Origin of the sequence: Idiomarina sp. 017G (assembly GCF_004362265.1) — a bacterium.
GTDB lineage: Bacteria > Pseudomonadota > Gammaproteobacteria > Enterobacterales > Alteromonadaceae > Idiomarina > Idiomarina loihiensis.
In genome coordinates this window covers 411,791-430,589 of record NZ_SNWT01000001.1, presented here as the reverse complement: position 1 = coordinate 430,589, position 18,799 = coordinate 411,791, and the positions used below count along the sequence as shown (strand labels likewise).

The 18,799-nt window shown below is 47.0% G+C and carries 18 protein-coding genes; 3 read left to right on the top strand and 15 right to left on the bottom strand.

Features of this window, described 5'->3' with window-relative positions; genetic code table 11:
• Positions 1-34: 34 nt before the first annotated feature.
• The 13 genes from DEU30_RS02115 to DEU30_RS02055 form a co-directional block, all read right to left on the bottom strand.
• Positions 35-3,166, bottom strand: coding sequence for a CusA/CzcA family heavy metal efflux RND transporter (locus tag DEU30_RS02115; RefSeq protein ID WP_114981428.1), 3,132 nt, complete (start codon positions 3,164-3,166; stop codon positions 35-37).
• 10 nt (positions 3,167-3,176) lie between these two features.
• Complete coding sequence (locus DEU30_RS02110) at positions 3,177-4,082, bottom strand: efflux RND transporter periplasmic adaptor subunit (protein WP_114981430.1); 906 nt, start codon at positions 4,080-4,082, stop codon at positions 3,177-3,179.
• Complete coding sequence (locus tag DEU30_RS02105; RefSeq protein ID WP_114981432.1) at positions 4,079-5,326, bottom strand: TolC family protein; 1,248 nt, start codon at positions 5,324-5,326, stop codon at positions 4,079-4,081. Before DEU30_RS02105 ends, DEU30_RS02110 begins: the two co-directional genes overlap by 4 nt.
• A 49-nt stretch (positions 5,327-5,375) precedes the next feature.
• Complete coding sequence (locus DEU30_RS02100; RefSeq protein ID WP_227016301.1) at positions 5,376-5,702, bottom strand: hypothetical protein; 327 nt, start codon at positions 5,700-5,702, stop codon at positions 5,376-5,378.
• Between the two features lie 67 nt (positions 5,703-5,769).
• A complete protein-coding gene (locus DEU30_RS02095) occupies positions 5,770-7,740 on the bottom strand; it encodes a hypothetical protein (protein ID WP_114981434.1) in 1,971 nt (656 codons plus the stop codon).
• Between the two features lie 37 nt (positions 7,741-7,777).
• Positions 7,778-8,488: a hypothetical protein gene (locus tag DEU30_RS02090; RefSeq protein ID WP_114981436.1), complete on the bottom strand. Its 711-nt coding sequence runs from the start codon at positions 8,486-8,488 to the stop codon at positions 7,778-7,780.
• Between the two features lie 196 nt (positions 8,489-8,684).
• A complete protein-coding gene (locus DEU30_RS02085; RefSeq protein ID WP_110014063.1) occupies positions 8,685-9,077 on the bottom strand; it encodes a hypothetical protein in 393 nt (130 codons plus the stop codon).
• Between the two features lie 47 nt (positions 9,078-9,124).
• A complete protein-coding gene (locus DEU30_RS02080) occupies positions 9,125-9,769 on the bottom strand; it encodes a class I SAM-dependent methyltransferase (protein WP_114981438.1) in 645 nt (214 codons plus the stop codon).
• A gap of 28 nt (positions 9,770-9,797) precedes the next feature.
• A complete protein-coding gene (locus tag DEU30_RS02075) occupies positions 9,798-10,424 on the bottom strand; it encodes an HAD-IB family phosphatase (protein WP_114981440.1) in 627 nt (208 codons plus the stop codon).
• A gap of 109 nt (positions 10,425-10,533) precedes the next feature.
• A complete protein-coding gene (locus DEU30_RS02070; RefSeq protein ID WP_114981441.1) occupies positions 10,534-10,752 on the bottom strand; it encodes a type II toxin-antitoxin system Phd/YefM family antitoxin in 219 nt (72 codons plus the stop codon).
• A 60-nt stretch (positions 10,753-10,812) separates the two neighbouring features.
• Positions 10,813-11,178, bottom strand: coding sequence for a cupin domain-containing protein (locus DEU30_RS02065; protein WP_114981443.1), 366 nt, complete (start codon positions 11,176-11,178; stop codon positions 10,813-10,815).
• A 30-nt stretch (positions 11,179-11,208) separates the two neighbouring features.
• Positions 11,209-12,447, bottom strand: coding sequence for an aminotransferase class V-fold PLP-dependent enzyme (locus tag DEU30_RS02060; protein ID WP_114981445.1), 1,239 nt, complete (start codon positions 12,445-12,447; stop codon positions 11,209-11,211).
• 72 nt (positions 12,448-12,519) lie between these two features.
• On the bottom strand, positions 12,520-13,548 hold the full coding sequence (locus tag DEU30_RS02055; protein ID WP_114981447.1) for a DUF2157 domain-containing protein: 1,029 nt from the start codon (positions 13,546-13,548) through the stop codon (positions 12,520-12,522).
• A gap of 91 nt (positions 13,549-13,639) precedes the next feature.
• On the opposite strand from DEU30_RS02055, the gene DEU30_RS02050 reads away from it, so the two are divergent.
• The 3 genes from DEU30_RS02050 to DEU30_RS02040 all read left to right on the top strand — a co-directional run bounded on the left by DEU30_RS02050 (position 13,640) and on the right by DEU30_RS02040 (position 17,452).
• Positions 13,640-15,970: a glucose/quinate/shikimate family membrane-bound PQQ-dependent dehydrogenase gene (locus DEU30_RS02050; protein WP_114981449.1), complete on the top strand. Its 2,331-nt coding sequence runs from the start codon at positions 13,640-13,642 to the stop codon at positions 15,968-15,970.
• A gap of 122 nt (positions 15,971-16,092) precedes the next feature.
• Positions 16,093-16,581: a hypothetical protein gene (locus DEU30_RS02045; protein WP_011234042.1), complete on the top strand. Its 489-nt coding sequence runs from the start codon at positions 16,093-16,095 to the stop codon at positions 16,579-16,581.
• Between the two features lie 91 nt (positions 16,582-16,672).
• Positions 16,673-17,452, top strand: a complete 780-nt coding sequence (locus DEU30_RS02040; protein ID WP_011234043.1) for an acetoin reductase — start codon at positions 16,673-16,675, stop codon at positions 17,450-17,452.
• Positions 17,453-17,510: 58 nt separating this feature from the next.
• Here the strand turns inward: DEU30_RS02040 and DEU30_RS13715 are convergent, their stop codons facing one another.
• Positions 17,511-17,855: a DUF3179 domain-containing (seleno)protein gene (locus DEU30_RS13715; RefSeq protein ID WP_208107274.1), complete on the bottom strand. Its 345-nt coding sequence runs from the start codon at positions 17,853-17,855 to the stop codon at positions 17,511-17,513.
• 22 nt (positions 17,856-17,877) lie between these two features.
• A complete protein-coding gene (locus tag DEU30_RS13710; protein WP_011234045.1) occupies positions 17,878-18,678 on the bottom strand; it encodes a DUF3179 domain-containing (seleno)protein in 801 nt (266 codons plus the stop codon).
• Positions 18,679-18,799 lie beyond the last annotated feature (121 nt).

Here is an 18,799-nt window from a genome sequence, read left to right as displayed (position 1 = left end):
AAATGAACGCGCTTATTCGGAGGCATTAATAAAATTACGTTTTCGCCTGTTTAAATCGATTTACCAAATAAAACAACGCGGGTAGAACAACCAGCGTCAGAAGCGTTGACGAAATAATACCGCCAATAACAACGGTGGCCAGAGGCCGTTGAACCTCTGCTCCTGTACCCGTATTAAACGCCATAGGAACAAAGCCTAAGCTCGCGACAAGAGCGGTCATTAATACCGGTCGCAGACGTTGTTGCGCTCCCTCAAATACAGCGTCTTTCAGCTGTAAGCCATCGCGGAGTAACTGCCGGATAAAAGACAGCATAACAACCCCGTTTAACACCGCGACGCCGGACAAGGCAATAAAACCCACCGCCGCAGAAATAGACAGAGGCATCCCTCGCAATGACAAAGCGAAAATTCCGCCAGTTAATGCCAGCGGCACTCCGGTAAAGATGATCAATGCGCTGCTTAAAGAACCAAAAGCACTATACAGCAGACCTAAAATAAGCAGCAGCGTCAACGGAACCACCAGACTCAGTCGCTGTGAAGCTGACTGCAACTGCTCAAAAGTGCCGCCATAATCAATCCAGTAACCCGTCGGAATATCCAGGTTTGTGTTTAAACTTTCCTGAACCGCATTAACGAATGAGCCCAAGTCGCGATCAGTAACGTTAGCACTGACAATGACATTCCGTTTACCACTTTCCCGGTTAATTTGGTTAGGACCATTAGCCAGGGTTAGTTTAGCTACTTCACCTAAGGGCACGTACTGTAGCTCTGGGTTATTTGCCGCAGGCACATCTACCGGCAGTTGTTTCAATTTTTCAATGTTCTGCCGCCAGTCATTGTCCAGCCGAACCAATAACTTGAAACGTTTGTCACCTTCATAAATAACCCCAGCCTGAATGCCGCCTACGGCACTCTGCAGTGTACTTTGTACATCAGCAACCGTAAGCCCCAGCAACGCCAAATGGTCTCGCTTAGGTTCAACAGACAAGATAGGTAAGCCGGTCATTTGCTCAACGCGCACGCCGGAAGCCCCCGGAGCCTCTCTGATAATAGCCGCGGCTGAGTCACCCAGTTGTTTGAGCTGCTCAAGGTCGTCGCCGTATATACGTACGCCAAGATCAGCCCGCACTCCAGCAATCAGCTCGTTAAACCGCATTTCTATCGGCTGGGTAAATTCGTACTTGTTACCGGGTAACTCTTGTACCTCCTCACGAATTTCACTGACCAGTTGCTCTTTAGTTTTATCCGGGTTGGGCCAGTCTTTGCGCTCCTTCAGCATAATAAAGGTATCAGCCACGCTCGGTGGCATCGGATCCGTTGCTACATCTGGTGTACCAATTTTAGAGAAGACGCGCTTTACTTCGGCAAATTCCGCCACCACGGCTTCTACGTCTTTTTGCATATCAACCGACTGCTGTAAGCCTGTGCCCGGAATTCGCAAGGCATGCATCGCAATGTCGCCTTCGTCCAGTTGCGGCAAAAACTCCGTACCCATACGACTGGCCTGAAACAAAGAAACAGCGAACAAGCCGAAACCGATAGCAATAACGAACACCGGAAGTTTTAGAGCCCCCCTTAATACCGGTTGATAAGCTTTACGAGCGCCGCGCATCACTTTGTTCTCGCCGTGCTTAATATTGCCACGGACAAAGATAGCGACAGCGGCAGGGACAAAAGTGACCGAAAAAATCAAGGCACCCAGCAGCGCCGCAACGACAGTAAAGGCCATAGGATGGAACATTTTTCCTTCCACGCCGCTTAACGCGAATATGGGCAGGTATACCAGCATAATAATGAGGACACCGAATACCGCCGGATTGAATACCTCACGCGTACTTTTCATAACCTCAACTAAGCGTTCCTGAGTTCTTAACACTCTTCCTAACCGCTGTTGCGCATTACCCAGTCGTCGCAAAGCATTTTCCACTACAATAACGGCCCCATCGACAATAATGCCAAAGTCTATCGCACCCAGGCTCATCAGGTTGCCGGACACTTTATTCGTGACCATTCCGGTAATAGCAAACAGCATACTAAGCGGGATAACGCATGCGGTGATCAAGGCAGCACGTATATTGCCGAGCAAGATAAACAGAACCACAATAACCAGAACCGCACCTTCAAAAAGGTTCTTCTCAACCGTGGCAATGGTTTTATCCACTAAGGTAGTACGATTATAAATAGGCTCAGCAACCACGCCTTCTGGTAAGCTTTGTTGCACTTGTTCCAGCTTTTCAGACACCGCTTGTGACACTATGCGGCTGTTCTCACCAATAAGCATCATGGCGGTGCCCAGAACCACTTCTTCCTGATTAGATGTAGCTGCACCGGTGCGCAGCTGTTCACCCAGTTTGACTTCAGCGACATGGCGCACCCGAACCGGCGCATCGTCCCGCTTTGATACCACCACATTGCCAATGTCTTCCAGAGATTGTAACTGACCCGGCGAGCGCACCAGCCACTGTTCCCCGTTCTTTTCTATATATCCGGCGCCGGCGTTTCGGTTGTTCAAGTCCAGAGCTTTTAGTAAGTCCTTCATGGTCACTTTGTAAGCCAGCATACGCCCCGGTTGAGGTGCAACCTGGTATTGCTTTTCATAGCCGCCAACACTGTTTATTTCGGTAACCCCCGGTACTTTTACCAACTGCGGTTTAATGATCCAGTCCTGTATAGTGCGCAGACTTTCCGCAGTATAAGCCTTACCCTCTGCGTCGGTTGCCCCTGGTTTTGCTCTGACAACGTAGTTAAAGATCTCTCCCAAACCGGAGGCTATGGGTCCCATTGCGGGTTCAACGCCTTGCGGCAGTTCCCCTCTAACCTGCTGTAGTCGCTCACTAATTTGCTGTCGAGCCCAGTAAATGTCGGTGCCTTCTTCAAATACCACGGTTACCTGAGACAAACCATAACGAGAAATTGAGCGGGTATAATCCAGCTTCGGAATGCCCGCCATAGCCGTTTCTACCGGGTAAGTGATACGTTGTTCTGTTTCCAGCGGTGAATAACCCGGCGCCTCGGTATTCACCTGTACCTGCACATTGGTAATGTCCGGCACCGCATCAATTGGCAGCTTCATGGTGCTATACACACCAACAGCCGCAATCAAAAAGGTCGCAGCCACCACTAACCAGCGGCGTTCAACCGCAAAGCGAATGAGTGCATCAATCATGATAGTCCCCCTAGTGGCTGTGCCCTGCACCTTGTTTGAGAATGTCAGCTTTAATCAAATAACTGTTGCCAATGACATACTCTGCGCCTGACTGAAGCCCCGAAAGAACCTCGACGTAGTCACCCGATTTGCGCCCTGTTTTAATCTCACTGGCTTCAAACCGGTTGCCGTTGCGGATAAAAACTACGGTTTCTCCGTTCAAGGTCTGAATGGCATCGGACTCAACCGCGATATCGGCAGTAAAGGTGTCAGTTGTGACATCCGCTTTAACATGCATTCCCGGGCGCCAATGTCCTGACTTATTGGGCAACACGACGCGTGCCCGGGCTATGTGACCGCCGGTCATCTGAGGTGCAATGTAAGATACTGTACCGCTTACCGTTTTATGGTGGTGTAAGTCATATACCTCAGCGCTCTGACCTTCTTGCATTGCCTCCACGTTTTCGGGAAATGCTGACAACTCTACCCAAACTGAAGCGGTATTAATTACCTGAAATAAAGGTTGTTGATCAACCAGTTCACCAATATTAGTAAATCGTTCAGAAACCTCGCCACTAATGGGGCTGACCACATTGAACTTGGTACCTGTACTGACGTTTTCGACTACGGCAAGTACCTCGCCCTTTTTAACTGAGTCGCCGATATTGGCATTAAGCGAACTCACAATGCCTTTATAGCGGGCGCTAATATGCGCAATATTGTTATTCTCCGGGGCAATTACGCCGAAAACAGTTTGAGTCACAGCCATGCGTTGGGAGCTAACTTGTCCCATAGTCAGGTCGGCGTTTTCAATAGCTTTATCGCTCAGTTCGGTATGCGACTTTTCATGGTGGTCATCTTCCGACGCCCAGATTTTTTGGGGGTAACTACAGACAGCCAACAAAGCAGCTGCTAAAAAGTAAGTTGATAGTTTCACTGCTGTTCTCCTAAAAATGCTTGTCCGGTCATACGTTCCAGCTGAATGACATCGCTGTATATGGCGTGCTCCCGCGAAACTCTTTGGTACTCGAGCTGAGCTAGCTCATTCTGCGCATCCAGCACCTGCAATAACGAATGCGTACCGCGCACATAGCCCTGGTTCGTTTGTTCGACCAGTTGCTGTGCCAATGGCAATAGCGTGTCTTTCACTTTTTGTCGGTAGTTTTGGTGGGTTTGCAGGCTGTTTATTAGCGCCAGTGCCAGCGAGCGCAACTGAGTTCGCACTAGTTTTTGCTGCTGCAGGTTCGATTGATGCAAAACCCGACGCTGCTTAATACGCCCGATATTAGGATCTTGCAGTTGCAATGGCATCGAAGCTTCAACAACAAAACCGGTATCATCCGACTGATTGTTGTAACGTACGCCAAATCCGAGACTTAAGTCAGAGGTAGAGTCTGCTTCCAACGCCTTTGCCTGAGCCCGCAATAAGCGTTCGGAATCTAACAGGCGTAAATATTCAGGCGCTTTATTTACTGCATTTAGAACGTCCGATTGCTTCGGCAACTTTAAGGGGAAATAAAAAGTCCCCGAAACTTGGTTAAAGTTTGGCTGCTCAGCCCACATTGCGCTGAGCTTTGCCTGCGCTTTAGCCAACTGGCCTTTCAGTTCCTCTATATCAGCCCGTTGGCTCTCGCGCTGAAGTTGGATACGGGTTACCTCAGAGTTTGGAACCGCGCCGGCATTTGCCCGCTCCTGCGCAGTTTCTAAGAGACTCTCCATACGATGAAGCTGCTGCTTGCTAAGACGAATAAACTCCTGCAGCTTGAGTACTTGGTAAAAGCGTTGTGTGGTTTGTGCCAGTACCTCAATGCGCTGGTATTCAAACTCGGCCTGTTGCACTTTTTCTTCGGCTGTAGCCGCATTCATACGCTGCTGGCGTTTCTCACCTAACTCAATGACCTGAGAGAAGGACAGCGTCATCTGCGCACTATCCAGACCGGAGCTTTCACCAGAGCCAGCAAAGTTTTCAACTTCCAGTCCAACTCTCGGATTAGGTGAAAACTCAGCCTGCAGAGTCAGTGCCTCGGCGGCCTGCTGTTGGTAATCGTACTTTTGTAAATCGGGGTTACTCTTCAGCGTGCGGTTTAATGCATCACTTAAAGTTAAATCTGACGCGGCAGCACTAACCGGAAACACCAATATGGCACCCAGAAAGACCACCACGAAGCTCAAACGCTTCATGTTTTTTCTCCAATTGTTCGCTATTTAAAAATGACGGTAGAAATGGAGATTAAGCGTTTGGTGGGGGAACCGGCGGTTGATGGGCTAAACCCTTATCAAAAATCACAGCGGTAGGTTGAGCTTCGGTAATAACGGGACAAGCAGAGACACTAATGCCATAACCAGTAATGCAACTAACGTGCGCATGAAACTGGTGGTCGTGCCCCTGCTCAAGATCTAAAGATGAAGAATTCGGGCTATGTTCCAAACCATGGTTTACATCAAAAACAACATCCACACTGCTGTGGCTTGCGTCTTCCATATGGCCAACCACAGACGCACAGGTAAAAAAGCTGTATATCAGGATGACTGTAATGAGTAACCATGAGATTTTCATGCCCGCTACTTTATCGAACTTAAGCCGCGAACGCTAGCGCAGAGCAATAAAGCTATAAGCCTATAAACTACTTTGCGTTCTGCGTGCCAGTAGAATTCAAGTCAATATCTACGTCATAGTCGATAAATTTAGCCTCCCCCATATACCAAACTTCAAAGGTTTCGGGCTCGCCATAAAAATAGTAAACATCTACCGGTGGCTTGTTCCGACCATGAGCATACACAAAAGACTGCCTCGTTATTTCCTTGAGGTATCCCTTGCTATCCTTAACAAAAACCTCATTCCGGCGACGTTCTTGTTCGTACGCTTTTCTTTTTATCGTTTCGCGCGGCTCAAACTCCGCGTAGTCAATAATGAGTCGGTTACCTTTTAGACTTACGCCTTGCGGCAGTTCGTCTTTAGCATAGCTTTCTTTCGTTAGATTAGGCGCGATAAGCACTGGAAGCGCGGCTTTAAAACGTTCAGGTTTGGTTGTGAACCTTTTTGGATAATAATCAATACTGTGCGCTTTAAAGTCATAAGCAAATTCAATGCTCTCTAAGTCCGTGCTTTCGAGGTTTCCACTTTTCTTTAACTCAACTTCAGCGGCATCCTGCACTGGCTCATTATTTTCATCAAAGAACTTATGACCGGCCATTGCAGATGCCGCCACCCGGTTACCACTTTCAATAAATACATCACTTTGTACATTGGGGTAAAACCACCTTATAACTCCGGGGGTTTCAACATCCTGTCTTTTCGGGTCGTCGAACTCATATCCCCGGAAATGCAGTAATGTCATTAAATCTGAAATTTCTTGTGCATTTAATTCGGTACGGGATGCTGTAACAGGCAGACGATCATTGTAAACAGGAGCCGTTAGCTCAATCTCAGGTATATCGCCCAGGCTGATCTCATAAGTCCGGGAATATGGCAGGTCAAGCACTGGAAGCTCTAACTCACGTTCCACTTTTTGGCTTTCTTCACCGTACACTAATAGCGTTAACAATCCTTTGTCTACTTGTCCGTTAAAGGCCCTGCCTAAGTATATTTTACCAGCGCGCGCCTCTTTACTGTCTTTTTGCCAGGCCTCAAAATCCTTTTTTACAGCTTCTAAATCGATATTTCCCTGTTTAGCCTTTTCTATCACCTCTTCCAGCAGGTCGTTTTCCTGATAAACCTCAGACATAGGCCGACGTCGAGTTGACCGCCAGGCAAGATAATCCCCATTGGCTGTAACGGCCTCAGCAAGAACATCTTCATTCCCAAACAATTTAGCGGGGGCAGTGCCGTCTTCAGTACTAATTTCAACTACGTAATAGTCTTCCCCAAACTCCAGCACGTTAATTAAAAAGCCGTCCCGCTCCAGAGTTTCTCCAACATCTTCAGCGCTGAGTTCAAATGTAATTATCTGTTCTGGCAATTCTGCATAAAACTCTCCCTTTACAGCAACTGGTCTGGGGGACTTCTCATCGCGTGCCTCGGTGAAACAGAATTCTTCACGTGTATCGACAATATCGCCCAATGCCTGCTTATTATTTGCCATATCAGGAAAGCTCGCATATTCAGGGAAGCCCAAGGTATCACCGTTGTCGAAAATCATATTGGTGTATGTCAGACTGTAACGAAACGGAAACTCAAAGCCAGGCTTCAGAGTAAAACCCTGTTCGTTTGAATATTGCATGCAAGAGAGGTGTTTCCAACTGTTTACCGCTACCATACTTTGCAAGTACGCTTCGATCATTGCGTCCCTGTCACTGTATTGGTTGAAATGGAAAAACTCCGGCTGAGTGTATTCAACTTTTTCTATCCCGGCATAAAAGACAAAAACGTCCATCATCCATTGGAAGTTAGACATTTCCTGACCGTACAGTGCACGTCCGAGCTCTTCGTCCTCAAGCCCTTTTAATATTTCAAAACGGGCGTCGTGAAGTTCATCGCGTTGCTGAATTTGCTCGTACACAGTTCGACCCTCCTGCTTAGCTTCCTTGCTTTCTGCACAACCCGCGCTCAGCATTGCGCTGACAAAAGCAACACCCAAAACTTTGTATATATTCACTGTTTCCCTACCTATTTTTTTGGTACATCTTTGTGTGCTACTCGTTTATTTGAAACCACCAGAACAAGTACGGATATTCTTCTAAAGCTTCCGGCGGCGGTTGCTGTAAAAAGCCATGACCCGGATCAAGATCAAGCGCTCCGGTTTCCTGAACAATACCTCTAATTGCCTTAATGGATGCATCCGACTTAGCCTCTTCCAGCTGCGCTTCCTCGTGAAAAGACCATAAATATAAGCCTAATGCGGAATACCACAGGCTGACTAATTCAGGGTTACTCTGCTCTTTTGCCTCAACAATGACTTCTTTTGCCGTATCCTGAATAGCCATTTCCACCGGCGGCAATGCATCGTCGCCCGTAAGCAAGCCTGCTTCGACGAATTTCTGCCAGAGCGGTGAGCCAGCATCGCAATATAGGTAAGGTGGTTCAATGTAGCCGACGGTGGGGTTTGTCTCGCCGTTCCACTTTTCTTCAGGGTGAAGTCCAACAAAAGTAAACTCGCGTACGCTATCGAAAAAGGCTTTATGCGCGGCGTAGTCAGGGTGTTGAGTGAGTTTAAATTGGTAAACAAAGTTGTGTTTCAACAAAGTGTCAATAACACGAAGATGAGTAAAACCAGTATCCCAACATTCCTGAAATTGATAGAGGTTCCAGAATAGCGAGCGCAGTTCCTGGCTCGTCTTTGTTTTCGACTGAGCCAGACAGTTAACCGACGACTCAACCAGGTCTTCAAACTCGTGCATCGACATAAGACATTCCCTTATTAGTAATAGCGCGGCTCTTCACAATACAGCTAACGGAAGAAAACTTACTATGCACCTTCCATTGGCACCGTGTTGTCATTTTGTAAACTGAGTTTACCCAACTTAATACCCAGCTCCAATACAGTTGTGGACACCTTTACAGAAACTTAACCCTAAGTTTCTGCATAACGGCCTGGAGGAACTAACGTATGCGACGAGCGCCCTCGTCCATTCCGGTCACTCTAAACTTCTTTCCAAGTGGTGCCCTGACAACGGGGCTTGATATCAATTCATCACCACAATAAATTCGCATGGGTAAACCAATATGCTCTTTACTCGCGGCTTTCCATTTACTCAGCGCATGGTCGGCCACTTCTATTGTCCATTGAACCGTATTATTGTCGGTAGTTGTATTTAACGAACTAAGGTCAGAACGCTCTAACAGTAAGGTATCCGGGGCTCCCTCACTCTTTGCTGGTAAATATAAGTTAAAATCACAGTACTTTTCTTTGTCCTCTGCGATCGCAGTATCGTCCGCATACGTGAAAGCACTTACCAATAAAGCAAGAACCAGAATGTATTTAAAATTGGTCAAGTTTTGTCCCTGTAACTGAGTCGGTAAAAGGGTTTCCGGCTTTCTAGTTAAGCTTCGCAGATAATGATATTTATTATTTTATCAACGACTTCACCTGTATTACTAACGCCCTGCTCTACATAATACTCCGCATTTAGTAATCTAAACCCCGATTCTTGCAACAAGTTACAGGCAAGTTCTTTATCGTATAGCTCAAAACCATAAGGCACAAAAGGTAAGTCTTTCATAAACGAACTATCGCCAAAAGCGAGGCAAAATAGCCCTTGAGGTTTAAGAACACGTCGAATTTCCGCTAAATGTTCAAGCGGTTTGTCCCAAAAGTAGAGAGTATGAACGGTCAGAATCTTATCGAATACATTACTATCAAAATTGAGTTGAGAGGAATTGCCCTGCTGAAATGTCGCTTGCCCCGAAGTCACTATATCTTCGTTCATGCGTTTCGCTTCGGCAATCATATCTGCTGACCAGTCAACGCCGGTATAGGAGAGGTTATCAGCCCGTTTGATTATGTCAGCAGCAAAAACTCCATTGCCGGGACCAATTTCAAGCAGTGATTCTGAATGTTGTAGGTTTAAAAGGTTTATGCATTTTACGTTCAACTGACCGTTTGCACTGTTCATGTTTAAAGCGACTTCAGCGGCATGCTCTCCACTAGGGTGACGTAGCTGTGAAGCCAGAGTATGTGGATCCATTTTCGGTTACCCATTAACAAATAACATTTTAATTTTTCAAACCAGCAGAAGGCTCTGCTAATTCAGATATACGTTGCCACCTAAAGTACTTTTCATCCGCTAATGCCAACATGGGCATGTCTTCTTCGGTATTACCATAGGCAAATATGGTTTCAAAAGCTGACAAATCGAGGGTACGTTTAATCCCTTTCACCTTATTGCCCAGGCTGCAGTCGCCGAAAACATAACGGCCTGTTAATTTATTGTCTTTAAGCTCCAGTTCACTGCATATGAACTTAATACCCTGAGCCTTACACCAAAACGATAAATATGAATTTAACGATGCTGACACCACATAAATTTCGTCGCCGCGCTCTTTATGCCATTCAATTTTTGCAAGTGCTTCCTCTCTTATAACGCTAGGGAGGTAATGCGTAGCAAATTCTTTCGCTGACTTTAAAATTTCAGACTCACGACGATTCCAGAATACAATTCTGGATAACGCAGGCCTCGTTCGTGAGGCTTTTAAAAGCCCCAGTTTATACAGAATAATAATTGGTGCGGCTAAAATCAGAGCTGCTATAACGCGGTGCTTAGGGGTTGCGTAAAGCAGGAACTTTGTGTAGGTGTCTTGGTTAGTTATTGTGCCGTCAAAGTCAAAGAGAGCTAAGTTCATTGAGTTAGGCTATCCCGAATCCACTTTCATCAATCAATTTTTTGCAGGTTTGGCTCTAAAGCGTTGTAACGATAATCTAAATACCGTTGAAGCAACCACCGCGCAGTTATTATTCGAAGGCTTCATCTAGACTCAGCTCTTTGCTGCTTAGAGTCTTTTCAGACAACTTGACCAACTTAAGTAAAGCCATGATTTCCTGCTGAAACTCGTAATCAGAATATGACTGCACCATATAGGCGGGCTTACCTTTTTTAGTTACCAGTAAGTCTTCTTCTAGCTCAAGCGAGTTAGCATGCTCTTTTAAATAGGTAACCGTTTCCGTTTTCATAACCAACCTTAAAAAGGCTTTTTAAAGACTGTTTCAACTGTAGCAGGTTACGAATTAACCTCAAACCCAAACATTGTTCTTCGCCTTAAGCTGACCACCGGCTTCACCTGTATTGATAACGCCACTTGGTTCAATCAGGAGCACCTGGCATTCGCTCTCGGCAAAGGGTTTATGCTCTACTCCTTTAGGCACCACATACATTTCGCCTTCCGCTAACTGCACAACGTTATCCCTGAACTCAATACCCATTTTTCCCTTGAGTACCAGAAAAACTTCATCAGTATCTTTATGATCGTGCCAGACAAACTCCCCTTTAATTTTAACGACCTTAATTTGATAGTCGTTCATTTCGGCAACCACCCGTGGCGACCAGTGTTCGGAAAACTTACTCAATTTTTCGGCAAAATTAACGACCTTTGATGGCATTGATGTTCCCCTTTTTTGGCTGTTCCATACCTACTCTGTTTCAATTGCGGCAAGAACACTATCAATCACGCGGTCTGGATCGGCTTGTGGGTTAGCCGCTACTGAACGAAACCAGCTTTCATAACCTACTTGGGTCAATGAAACAAACGCCTCGTTCATTCGTTTGCGCACTTCAGTCGGAGAAGCATTCCGAGGCCGCCAAAGCACAACGCCAGTAACCGGTTTTGCGAAAAGCTCTAAGGCTGGTTCAGTTTCTATACGAGACGCGAGCCGCTGCGCTAATTGCATGCAATGCTCAATTTTCTCCGCAATACCCTCTTTACCCCAGGCCATAAGCGTTGCAGCCAGAGGAAGCGCAGTAGAGCCATGAGAGCCCAACAACCCGACATTCGGCACCGCAAGGTACCCTCCGCCGAAGCTCATTGCCTCATGAGCCTCCTTAGACTGCCTAAACATTACAACACCACTCTCTTTAGGTTGAAACAGCCATTTGTGAGCTGACACAGAAACAGAGTCTGCACTCTCAATACCATCCAACAAATTGGAATGTTTAGTTAAACGAAGGGCCCCCGCCCAGGCTGCATCAACATGACGCCATGCAGCATCTGGAAAAGCATTCAAAGGATCTATAGCACCCGCCGCAACAGTCCCGGCGGTTAGTACAACAGCAGTTTTCTCCATATCGATATTCTCTATCGCTTCCGGGCGCAGCTGATGCTGACTGTCCGCGGGTACCTCGTGGAAGTTTAAGTTAAGAAGAGAGGCGGCCTTACGAATACTTAAGTGTGCCATTTCACTCGCAACCACATTATGTACGCCCTTAAGCTCACGTGCCGCCCAAAGTGCTGTAATATTCGCCACTGTCGATCCCGGAACCAGATGCCCACCGTCCATACCAAAAAATTTACTAAGCCAGTGAACGACGGTTTCCTCAAGCTGCCGAGCCCCTTTTCCGGTATCTGTATGTAAAAGGTTCTGGTTACACGACGCAGCCCAGAGCGCACCAACCCAGGACACCCAGGGAGTCGGCGGATCCATATGCGCAAAATAGCCGGGATGATTAAGCCGGGCTGCCGAAGGAAAAAAGCCCTTCGCCAAATGCTCTAAAGCAGCCGAGCCTCCAAGTCCCTCGACCGGAAGCTCTGTCGGCAGATTAAAAGCGGGCTTTTCTGGCGTCACGCCGCGGTCGCCAGCGAGATGCTTTGAAAGTATAGCGAGCGCTTTTTCAAGCTCTTCTGACTGAAATAGAAAATCATCATCTTTCGACATGGAAACCTCCAATTTCGGGCTATGTTTCAACACAAAGTATCAGTTGCCAGTATCCAACATCCAGCTTGTCCGTTAAGATCTTTCCTCTAACAACTCCCGTAACGCCGCAGGAAGCAACTCACGCGACCTTTTGGTAATAGCTTTCTCATGCTTTTGCCAGAGAATGCCTAAGTAAATAATCCCCAGACCAATAGCAGTTAAAGCGGCCGGAAATAGCCAGCTATCCTGGAAAACATCCTGAGCTAAATAACCAAGATAGAAGCAACTTCCAAGGGCTCCAAGCACCACAAATATCCGGCGAACCAGTAATACACCAACACCTATCATCAGAAGGTTTACGCAGAAATAAACAAATTTTGACAGCTCACTGTCTGATTCCATAAAAGATAGGCCGCCCCAAAAAGCCAAAGCACCGAAGATATAAATCCAGAAAGCATAGTCGACGGTATCACGCGCACGAATGTCCACCCAGAATGCAAGACCTATCATTAATAGCCCAGTGTACAAGGATACGAGTTTTCTTAACTCCCAACTGATGTCACCGCCAGCAATCATGACGGCAATATCCATAGTCATATACCAAAGAGTCACAGCTATAGGCATAACTAAAAAAGGATATTTGTACTTCCACGCCATAATGACACCGACAGCCAGGGTGCCCAGCTCCATGTATATCCAGTGCCACTTTATATATCGGTGATACTCACGATAGACAGTTTCGTCGGGCCACACTCCCAACCATTGCTGAAGGCCATAAATAGCCAACGGCGTTAAGCAGACCACAAAGGCGGCACAGATTCCTGCGGGAATAGATAAGCTTTTAGCGGAGAAAACATGAGTAAGCTTTAAGCCAATAGCGGCATAAAGAACGGATATCAGAACAATGCCGACACCACCGAAGGATTCCCACCCCAGGTTCATGAACAGCGTCATTGCGCCAATAGCAATCAGCCCGCCCAGATAATACAGCACATGATTGAACGTAAACTGAGGCTTGTCCTGATGTTGCTCTTTAAAAAACTCAAAAAGAGCGTCGGCTTGCGAAGTAGATATAATGTTTTTATCTGCCGCCTCGCTTAAGTTCTTCCTTGTAATGTTCATACTGTTCCTTCAAATTCAGCGGTGACTTGGTATTCCATCTGCTAGAATATCGCTCACATCTGTATGCATTTCAACATATGGAATCATTGCTATGATTTTATTCGCTATTCTAATTGCACTTCTTGGCCTCGCCTTAACAGTAGGCGGTATTTACCTGCTTACATTGGGTGGCAGCTTCTATTACGCTCTAGCAGGCGTGATTTTACTATTTAATGCCTGGCTTGGTTACAAACGGCATCCGTTAACCCGCACTTTGTTCGCTGTATTCCTGATCCTCACCATGCTGTGGTCATTATGGGAATCTGGGTATGACTGGTGGGCATTAGCACCCCGCATAGGTTTATTTTTGGTGCTTGCCATACCTTTGCTACTTTCCAAAGTGGCAGACAATGGCAGGCGCAAAGTATTGCTCCCCGTTTGGGCCGTTCTCGCGTTAATGACACTGGGCAGCCTTTTCGCGAACCCGCATGACTTATCCGGCAAATTGGATACTCAAGTAGACAGCGAGTCACCTAAACTGGGCAACTCTCCGGAAGGCAGTTGGTACGCTTATGGCCGGACGAATATGGGTCAGCGTTATTCGCCACTGGATAAAATCACCACCGAAAATGTGGGGCAGTTGGAAGAAGCCTGGCGTTACCGCACCGGCGACATGAAAGGGCCTAAAGACGTCGGTGAAACCACCTATGAAGCAACGCCATTGAAAATTGGCGATACACTCTATTTGTGTACACCGCACAATTGGTTAGTGGCACTGGATGCCGACAACGGCTCTAAACGCTGGGTATTTGACGCCAAAGTACCACCGGAAAGCCAGCGCCAGCATCAGACCTGTCGCGGCGTGTCCTATTTGCCACCCAGCTCCGGTGAAGCACCGTCTGCTGAAAAGCTGGATATAGCAGCCGAAACTCTGGCACCAGTTCAGTGTGACGCCGAACTCTTTTTGCCAACTTCTGATGCCCGCTTAATTGCGATTGACCCAACCAGCGGCGCACGTTGTGCAAACTTTGCCGATAACGGTGAACTGGATTTAACCCACAATATGCCCTTCAAACAAGCCGGTTATTATTACTCTACGTCGCCGCCAGTTGTAGCCAATGGCGTAGTGGTGGTTGCAGGCTCCGTAAACGACAACTACGATAAAAACTCACCTTCCGGCGTTATTCGTGCCTATGACGTAAAAACTGGCGAGCTGGTATGGAACTGGGATTCCGGTAACCCGGATGAAACCGCTCCTATTGCCGAAGATGAAGTTTACACTACCAGTTCCCCTAACAGCTGGTCGGTAGCCAGTGCCGATGAAGAGCTGGGTCTTATTTACTTTCCTATGGGGAACCGCACACCCGATCAGCTGGGTTGGTACCGCTCTGAAAATGAAGAGAAATATTCCAGCTCTGTGGTTGCGCTAAGCCTTGAAACCGGACAGGTAGAGTGGGTACAACAATTTGTTCATCATGACCTGTGGGACATGGATACCCCTGCCCAGCCGGTATTGCTCGACTTAGACACCGTAAGCGGAAGACAACCAGCTCTTGTGGTACCCACTAAGCAAGGCGATGTGTATGTGCTGAACCGCGAAACCGGCGAACCTATCTTCCCTATTACCGAAAAATCAGCACCTCAGGGAACGGTGGCTCCAGATAATGCCTCGCCAACACAGCCAATTTCAGCGCTAACCTTCCGTCCACCCACCATGACTGAAAAAGACATGTGGGGAGCGACGCCGCTGGATCAGATGATGTGCCGTATTCAGTTTAAGTCTCTACGCTATGAAGGCCAGTACACACCGCCATCAGAACAAGGTACATTGGTGTATCCGGGTAACTTCGGGGTCTTCAACTGGGGCAGCATTGCAGTAGACCCAAAACGTCAGGTTATGTTCGGTATGCCTTTATACCTGGCCTTCACACAAACGCTGGTTAAAAAAGACGGCTCCGACATGGGTCCGGCCAACCAGGGAGAACAAGGTCTGAACTCAAACGAAGGCGCGCCTTATGCGGTGGATATGAAACCTTTGCTTTCTCCTGCCGGCGTCCCCTGTCAGCAGCCACCATGGGGCTACGTGGCCGGTGTTGACCTGAAAACGGGCGAAACCGTGTATAAGCATAAAAACGGTACTGTTCGTGACCTGACACCGCTCCCGCTGCCAATTAAAATGGGCGTCCCCGGTATTGGTGGCCCTATCATCACCGAAGGTGGTGTGGTCTTTATGGCAGCCGCTGTCGATAACTACCTGCGCGCTTATGACTTATCCACCGGTGAAGAACTTTGGCGTGCTCGTTTGCCAGCTGGCGGACAAGCCACACCAATGACCTATCTGAACAGTCAGGGTGAACAAATGGTGGTTCAGGTAGCCGGTGGTCACGGCTCTATTGGCACCACTATTGGCGATTATGTGATTGCCTATAAACTCAAACGCTAAACAATATAGGCGCGAGTTGTAAGCTAAAGGCTATTTCCAAGGACGAACTCAAGTATTCGCAAACGTTGCCGATACTAAGGCAAACCTACGGAAATAGCCTTTAACCTTCTGGAGAGAGTGCCATGCCCATCTCTTTATACACGAAGACCGCCTCTTCCAGTGTGCCTTCGGTTAGTACTAAGCCGCTCAACACCACAACGAATAGCCAACCTGCGAGCGACAAAACCAGTAGCAGCGCCAGTTTTTATGTTGACCTGTCACCTTTGGTTAAAGAACTTACCTCTGCCTCTGAAAAAGGGGAAAGTTCCCTGCTTTCTAAGAAGGAAAAAATTGACGAAAGTAGCCTTCCCACAGGGCTAAAAGACTTACTAAAACGGATAGCGGAGTACAGAGAAAAGCTTAAGGAGAAACAGCAGGAACTGCGGGACGTTATGAACGATAGTGCCCTGAGCGATGAAGAACGCAAGGCTCGAATAGACGCTCTGCAAAAGGAAATCAGTAGCTATAATACCGCACTTAGCCAGGCCATGCTCCAACTCGGCGAAACGGTTGATCAAATGGACTTAGATGACAAAGCAGTTGCGGAAGTGATGTCCTTGGTTATGTCGTAATGAAAATCCTCACTTTTTGATCTGCATTTGCGAAACTTAACCGCCGCGTATGTACTCTAATTGAAGTGCAATCTTCAAATAGGAGTACGTTATGTCTATACAAAATAAAGTAGCTTTAGTGACTGGAGCTGGTCAGGGAATTGGGCGCGCTATAGCTTTGCGATTGGCAAAAGATGGTGCCGACATTGCCATTGTGGACCTAAACGAAGACAAGATGAATGAAGTCTCCCGAGAAGTAGAAGCATTAAACCGGAAAGCAACAACATTCAAAGCTGATGTAAGTGACCGGGAGCAGGTTTACGCTGCCATTGATCACGCTGAAAAAACGCTTGGTGGTTTCGACATCATGGTGAACAACGCCGGTATTGCACAAGTTCAGGCGATTGCGGATGTCACTCAAGAAGAATTAGATAAAATTCAGAAAATTAATGTTGATGGTACCCTTTGGGGCATTCAGGCAGCAGCGAAGAAGTTTATTGAGCGCAAACAAAAAGGCAAAATTATCAATGCCTCCTCTATCGCGGGTCATAACGGTTTTGCATTATTGGGTGTTTACTCATCAACTAAGTTTGCCGTGCGCGCGTTAACTCAAGCCGCAGCCCTGGAATATGCAAGCCAGGGTATTACGGTAAATGCCTACTGCCCCGGAGTCGTTGGCACCGATATGTGGGTTGAAATTGACAAACGCTTTGCTGAACTTACTGATGCGCCCGTAGGCGAGACATATAAAAAGTATGTTGATGGCATTGCTCTTGGCCGCGCGCAAACACCAGAGGATGTAGCAAGTTTTGTATCTTATCTGGCTGGCCCCGATTCTGACTACATGACGGGTCAGGCTCCGTTAATTGATGGCGGTATCGTTTTTCGTTAAGAGAGTCATCGTATTCCACATACCGATGAATCGCTAAATTTCCGGTATTTGCTGGTGCTTATTTGCAATGCACCAGCTTACTGCCGGGATTAAACAGCTTCCAGGAGAACCAATATTCATCGGAAATAGCTACAGGAACCAGGTTCGATTCTATTTCGCCTTTTATAAACTTACCGCGAACATCCCACACCGTTCCGCTTTTAGTGTCGCAAAGCGTGCTGTTAGCACCGGGTTCAATGCTCACCGGCTTTTCCTCGACTGAGCTTTTAAAACCAAGAACTGAGCCGTTCACAGCGACAAGCACAACACCTAACTCTTCGTTGTTAACCACGCCCTGCTTTAGTAACTCGCCTTTAAGGTACACAACCTGCGGGTTAGCGATTTTATCGGTAATGCCCACCACATGCGTTCGGGGCGAAAAGGTATTATCCCGGTTTTTTTGATGACAGTCCTGGGGTCAAACCATTCGCTATAACCTTTTTCCAAAGGCCCTTAACGGGAAGCTCAAACGCTTTAAAGTCCTGCTTTGTTACTCTCACGACCTTAGGACAGGGGTTCAGCTTTTTCACCTCACTCCAGGTTAAAACCTGAAACGGGATCATTGTTAGTGTATACGGGTGTAACTTGCCAATAACCGATTCACAACTGGCTTGCTGAAAAAAGGTTTTAGTTTTCTTGTCAGCCACAATCATATTCGCGTTTTTAAACGAGCCGACAAACAAAGGGCCAATATCGGTGACATCGAAAGGAATAATACTGTGGCACATAGCGCAATAAGTTAATGCTACCAGTCTGTCATCGAAACGATCATTAATAATATGGTGATGTATTACATAGTCTAGCGGGTAAGCCTTAGTAACACCATCGCACTCAATAACAGCCAGCTCCATGTTGTCCTGAAGAGAAAGCTTCAGCGGCTCATCTGCCATGGCGGGGAAATCAACCGCTTTAAACGCATTCTCCTGATGCATTCGATGCGCTAATACAACGGCCAACGCCATTAGGATAAGAGGAGGAAACGTCCATAAAGGCAGCTCGTCAATTTGCCAGCTCATTAGCAAAGTACCGATAACACCAGCAACCAGCACAGCCCAGGTAAAAGGCTTTCGAATAAAGTAATGGTAATACGACCACTGAACAGGAAACGACTGGATAAGCGTCATATATACGGCAGCAGCGCTCACTGCCAGAGACAAAATTGCGAATGCATAAAAGATAAATACCATAACGGTCTCTCAGTTAAAGCAAAAAAGCGGCGCATGCGATTACCGAAGTAAACATCATCTCATTAAATAAAGCCATAGCGGCAATAGCTCACCTTAAATACAATTGATAATAGTTATCATT

What these genes read in the sequence shown, in the direction of transcription:
- DEU30_RS02115 (WP_114981428.1), bottom strand. Translation starts at nt 3,166, where the DNA reads ATGATTGATGCACTCATTCGCTTTGCGGTTGAACGCCGCTGGTTAGTG.
- DEU30_RS02105 (WP_114981432.1), bottom strand. Translation starts at nt 5,326, where the DNA reads ATGAAGCGTTTGAGCTTCGTGGTGGTCTTTCTGGGTGCCATATTGGTG.
- DEU30_RS02100 (WP_227016301.1), bottom strand. Translation starts at nt 5,702, where the DNA reads ATGAAAATCTCATGGTTACTCATTACAGTCATCCTGATATACAGCTTT.
- DEU30_RS02090 (WP_114981436.1), bottom strand. Translation starts at nt 8,488, where the DNA reads ATGTCGATGCACGAGTTTGAAGACCTGGTTGAGTCGTCGGTTAACTGT.
- DEU30_RS02080 (WP_114981438.1), bottom strand. Translation starts at nt 9,769, where the DNA reads ATGGATCCACATACTCTGGCTTCACAGCTACGTCACCCTAGTGGAGAG.
- DEU30_RS02075 (WP_114981440.1), bottom strand. Translation starts at nt 10,424, where the DNA reads ATGAACTTAGCTCTCTTTGACTTTGACGGCACAATAACTAACCAAGAC.
- DEU30_RS02070 (WP_114981441.1), bottom strand. Translation starts at nt 10,752, where the DNA reads ATGAAAACGGAAACGGTTACCTATTTAAAAGAGCATGCTAACTCGCTT.
- DEU30_RS02065 (WP_114981443.1), bottom strand. Translation starts at nt 11,178, where the DNA reads ATGCCATCAAAGGTCGTTAATTTTGCCGAAAAATTGAGTAAGTTTTCC.
- DEU30_RS02060 (WP_114981445.1), bottom strand. Translation starts at nt 12,447, where the DNA reads ATGTCGAAAGATGATGATTTTCTATTTCAGTCAGAAGAGCTTGAAAAA.
- DEU30_RS02055 (WP_114981447.1), bottom strand. Translation starts at nt 13,548, where the DNA reads ATGAACATTACAAGGAAGAACTTAAGCGAGGCGGCAGATAAAAACATT.
- DEU30_RS02050 (WP_114981449.1), top strand. Translation starts at nt 13,640, where the DNA reads ATGATTTTATTCGCTATTCTAATTGCACTTCTTGGCCTCGCCTTAACA.
- DEU30_RS02045 (WP_011234042.1), top strand. Translation starts at nt 16,093, where the DNA reads ATGCCCATCTCTTTATACACGAAGACCGCCTCTTCCAGTGTGCCTTCG.
- DEU30_RS02040 (WP_011234043.1), top strand. Translation starts at nt 16,673, where the DNA reads ATGTCTATACAAAATAAAGTAGCTTTAGTGACTGGAGCTGGTCAGGGA.
- DEU30_RS13710 (WP_011234045.1), bottom strand. Translation starts at nt 18,678, where the DNA reads ATGGTATTTATCTTTTATGCATTCGCAATTTTGTCTCTGGCAGTGAGC.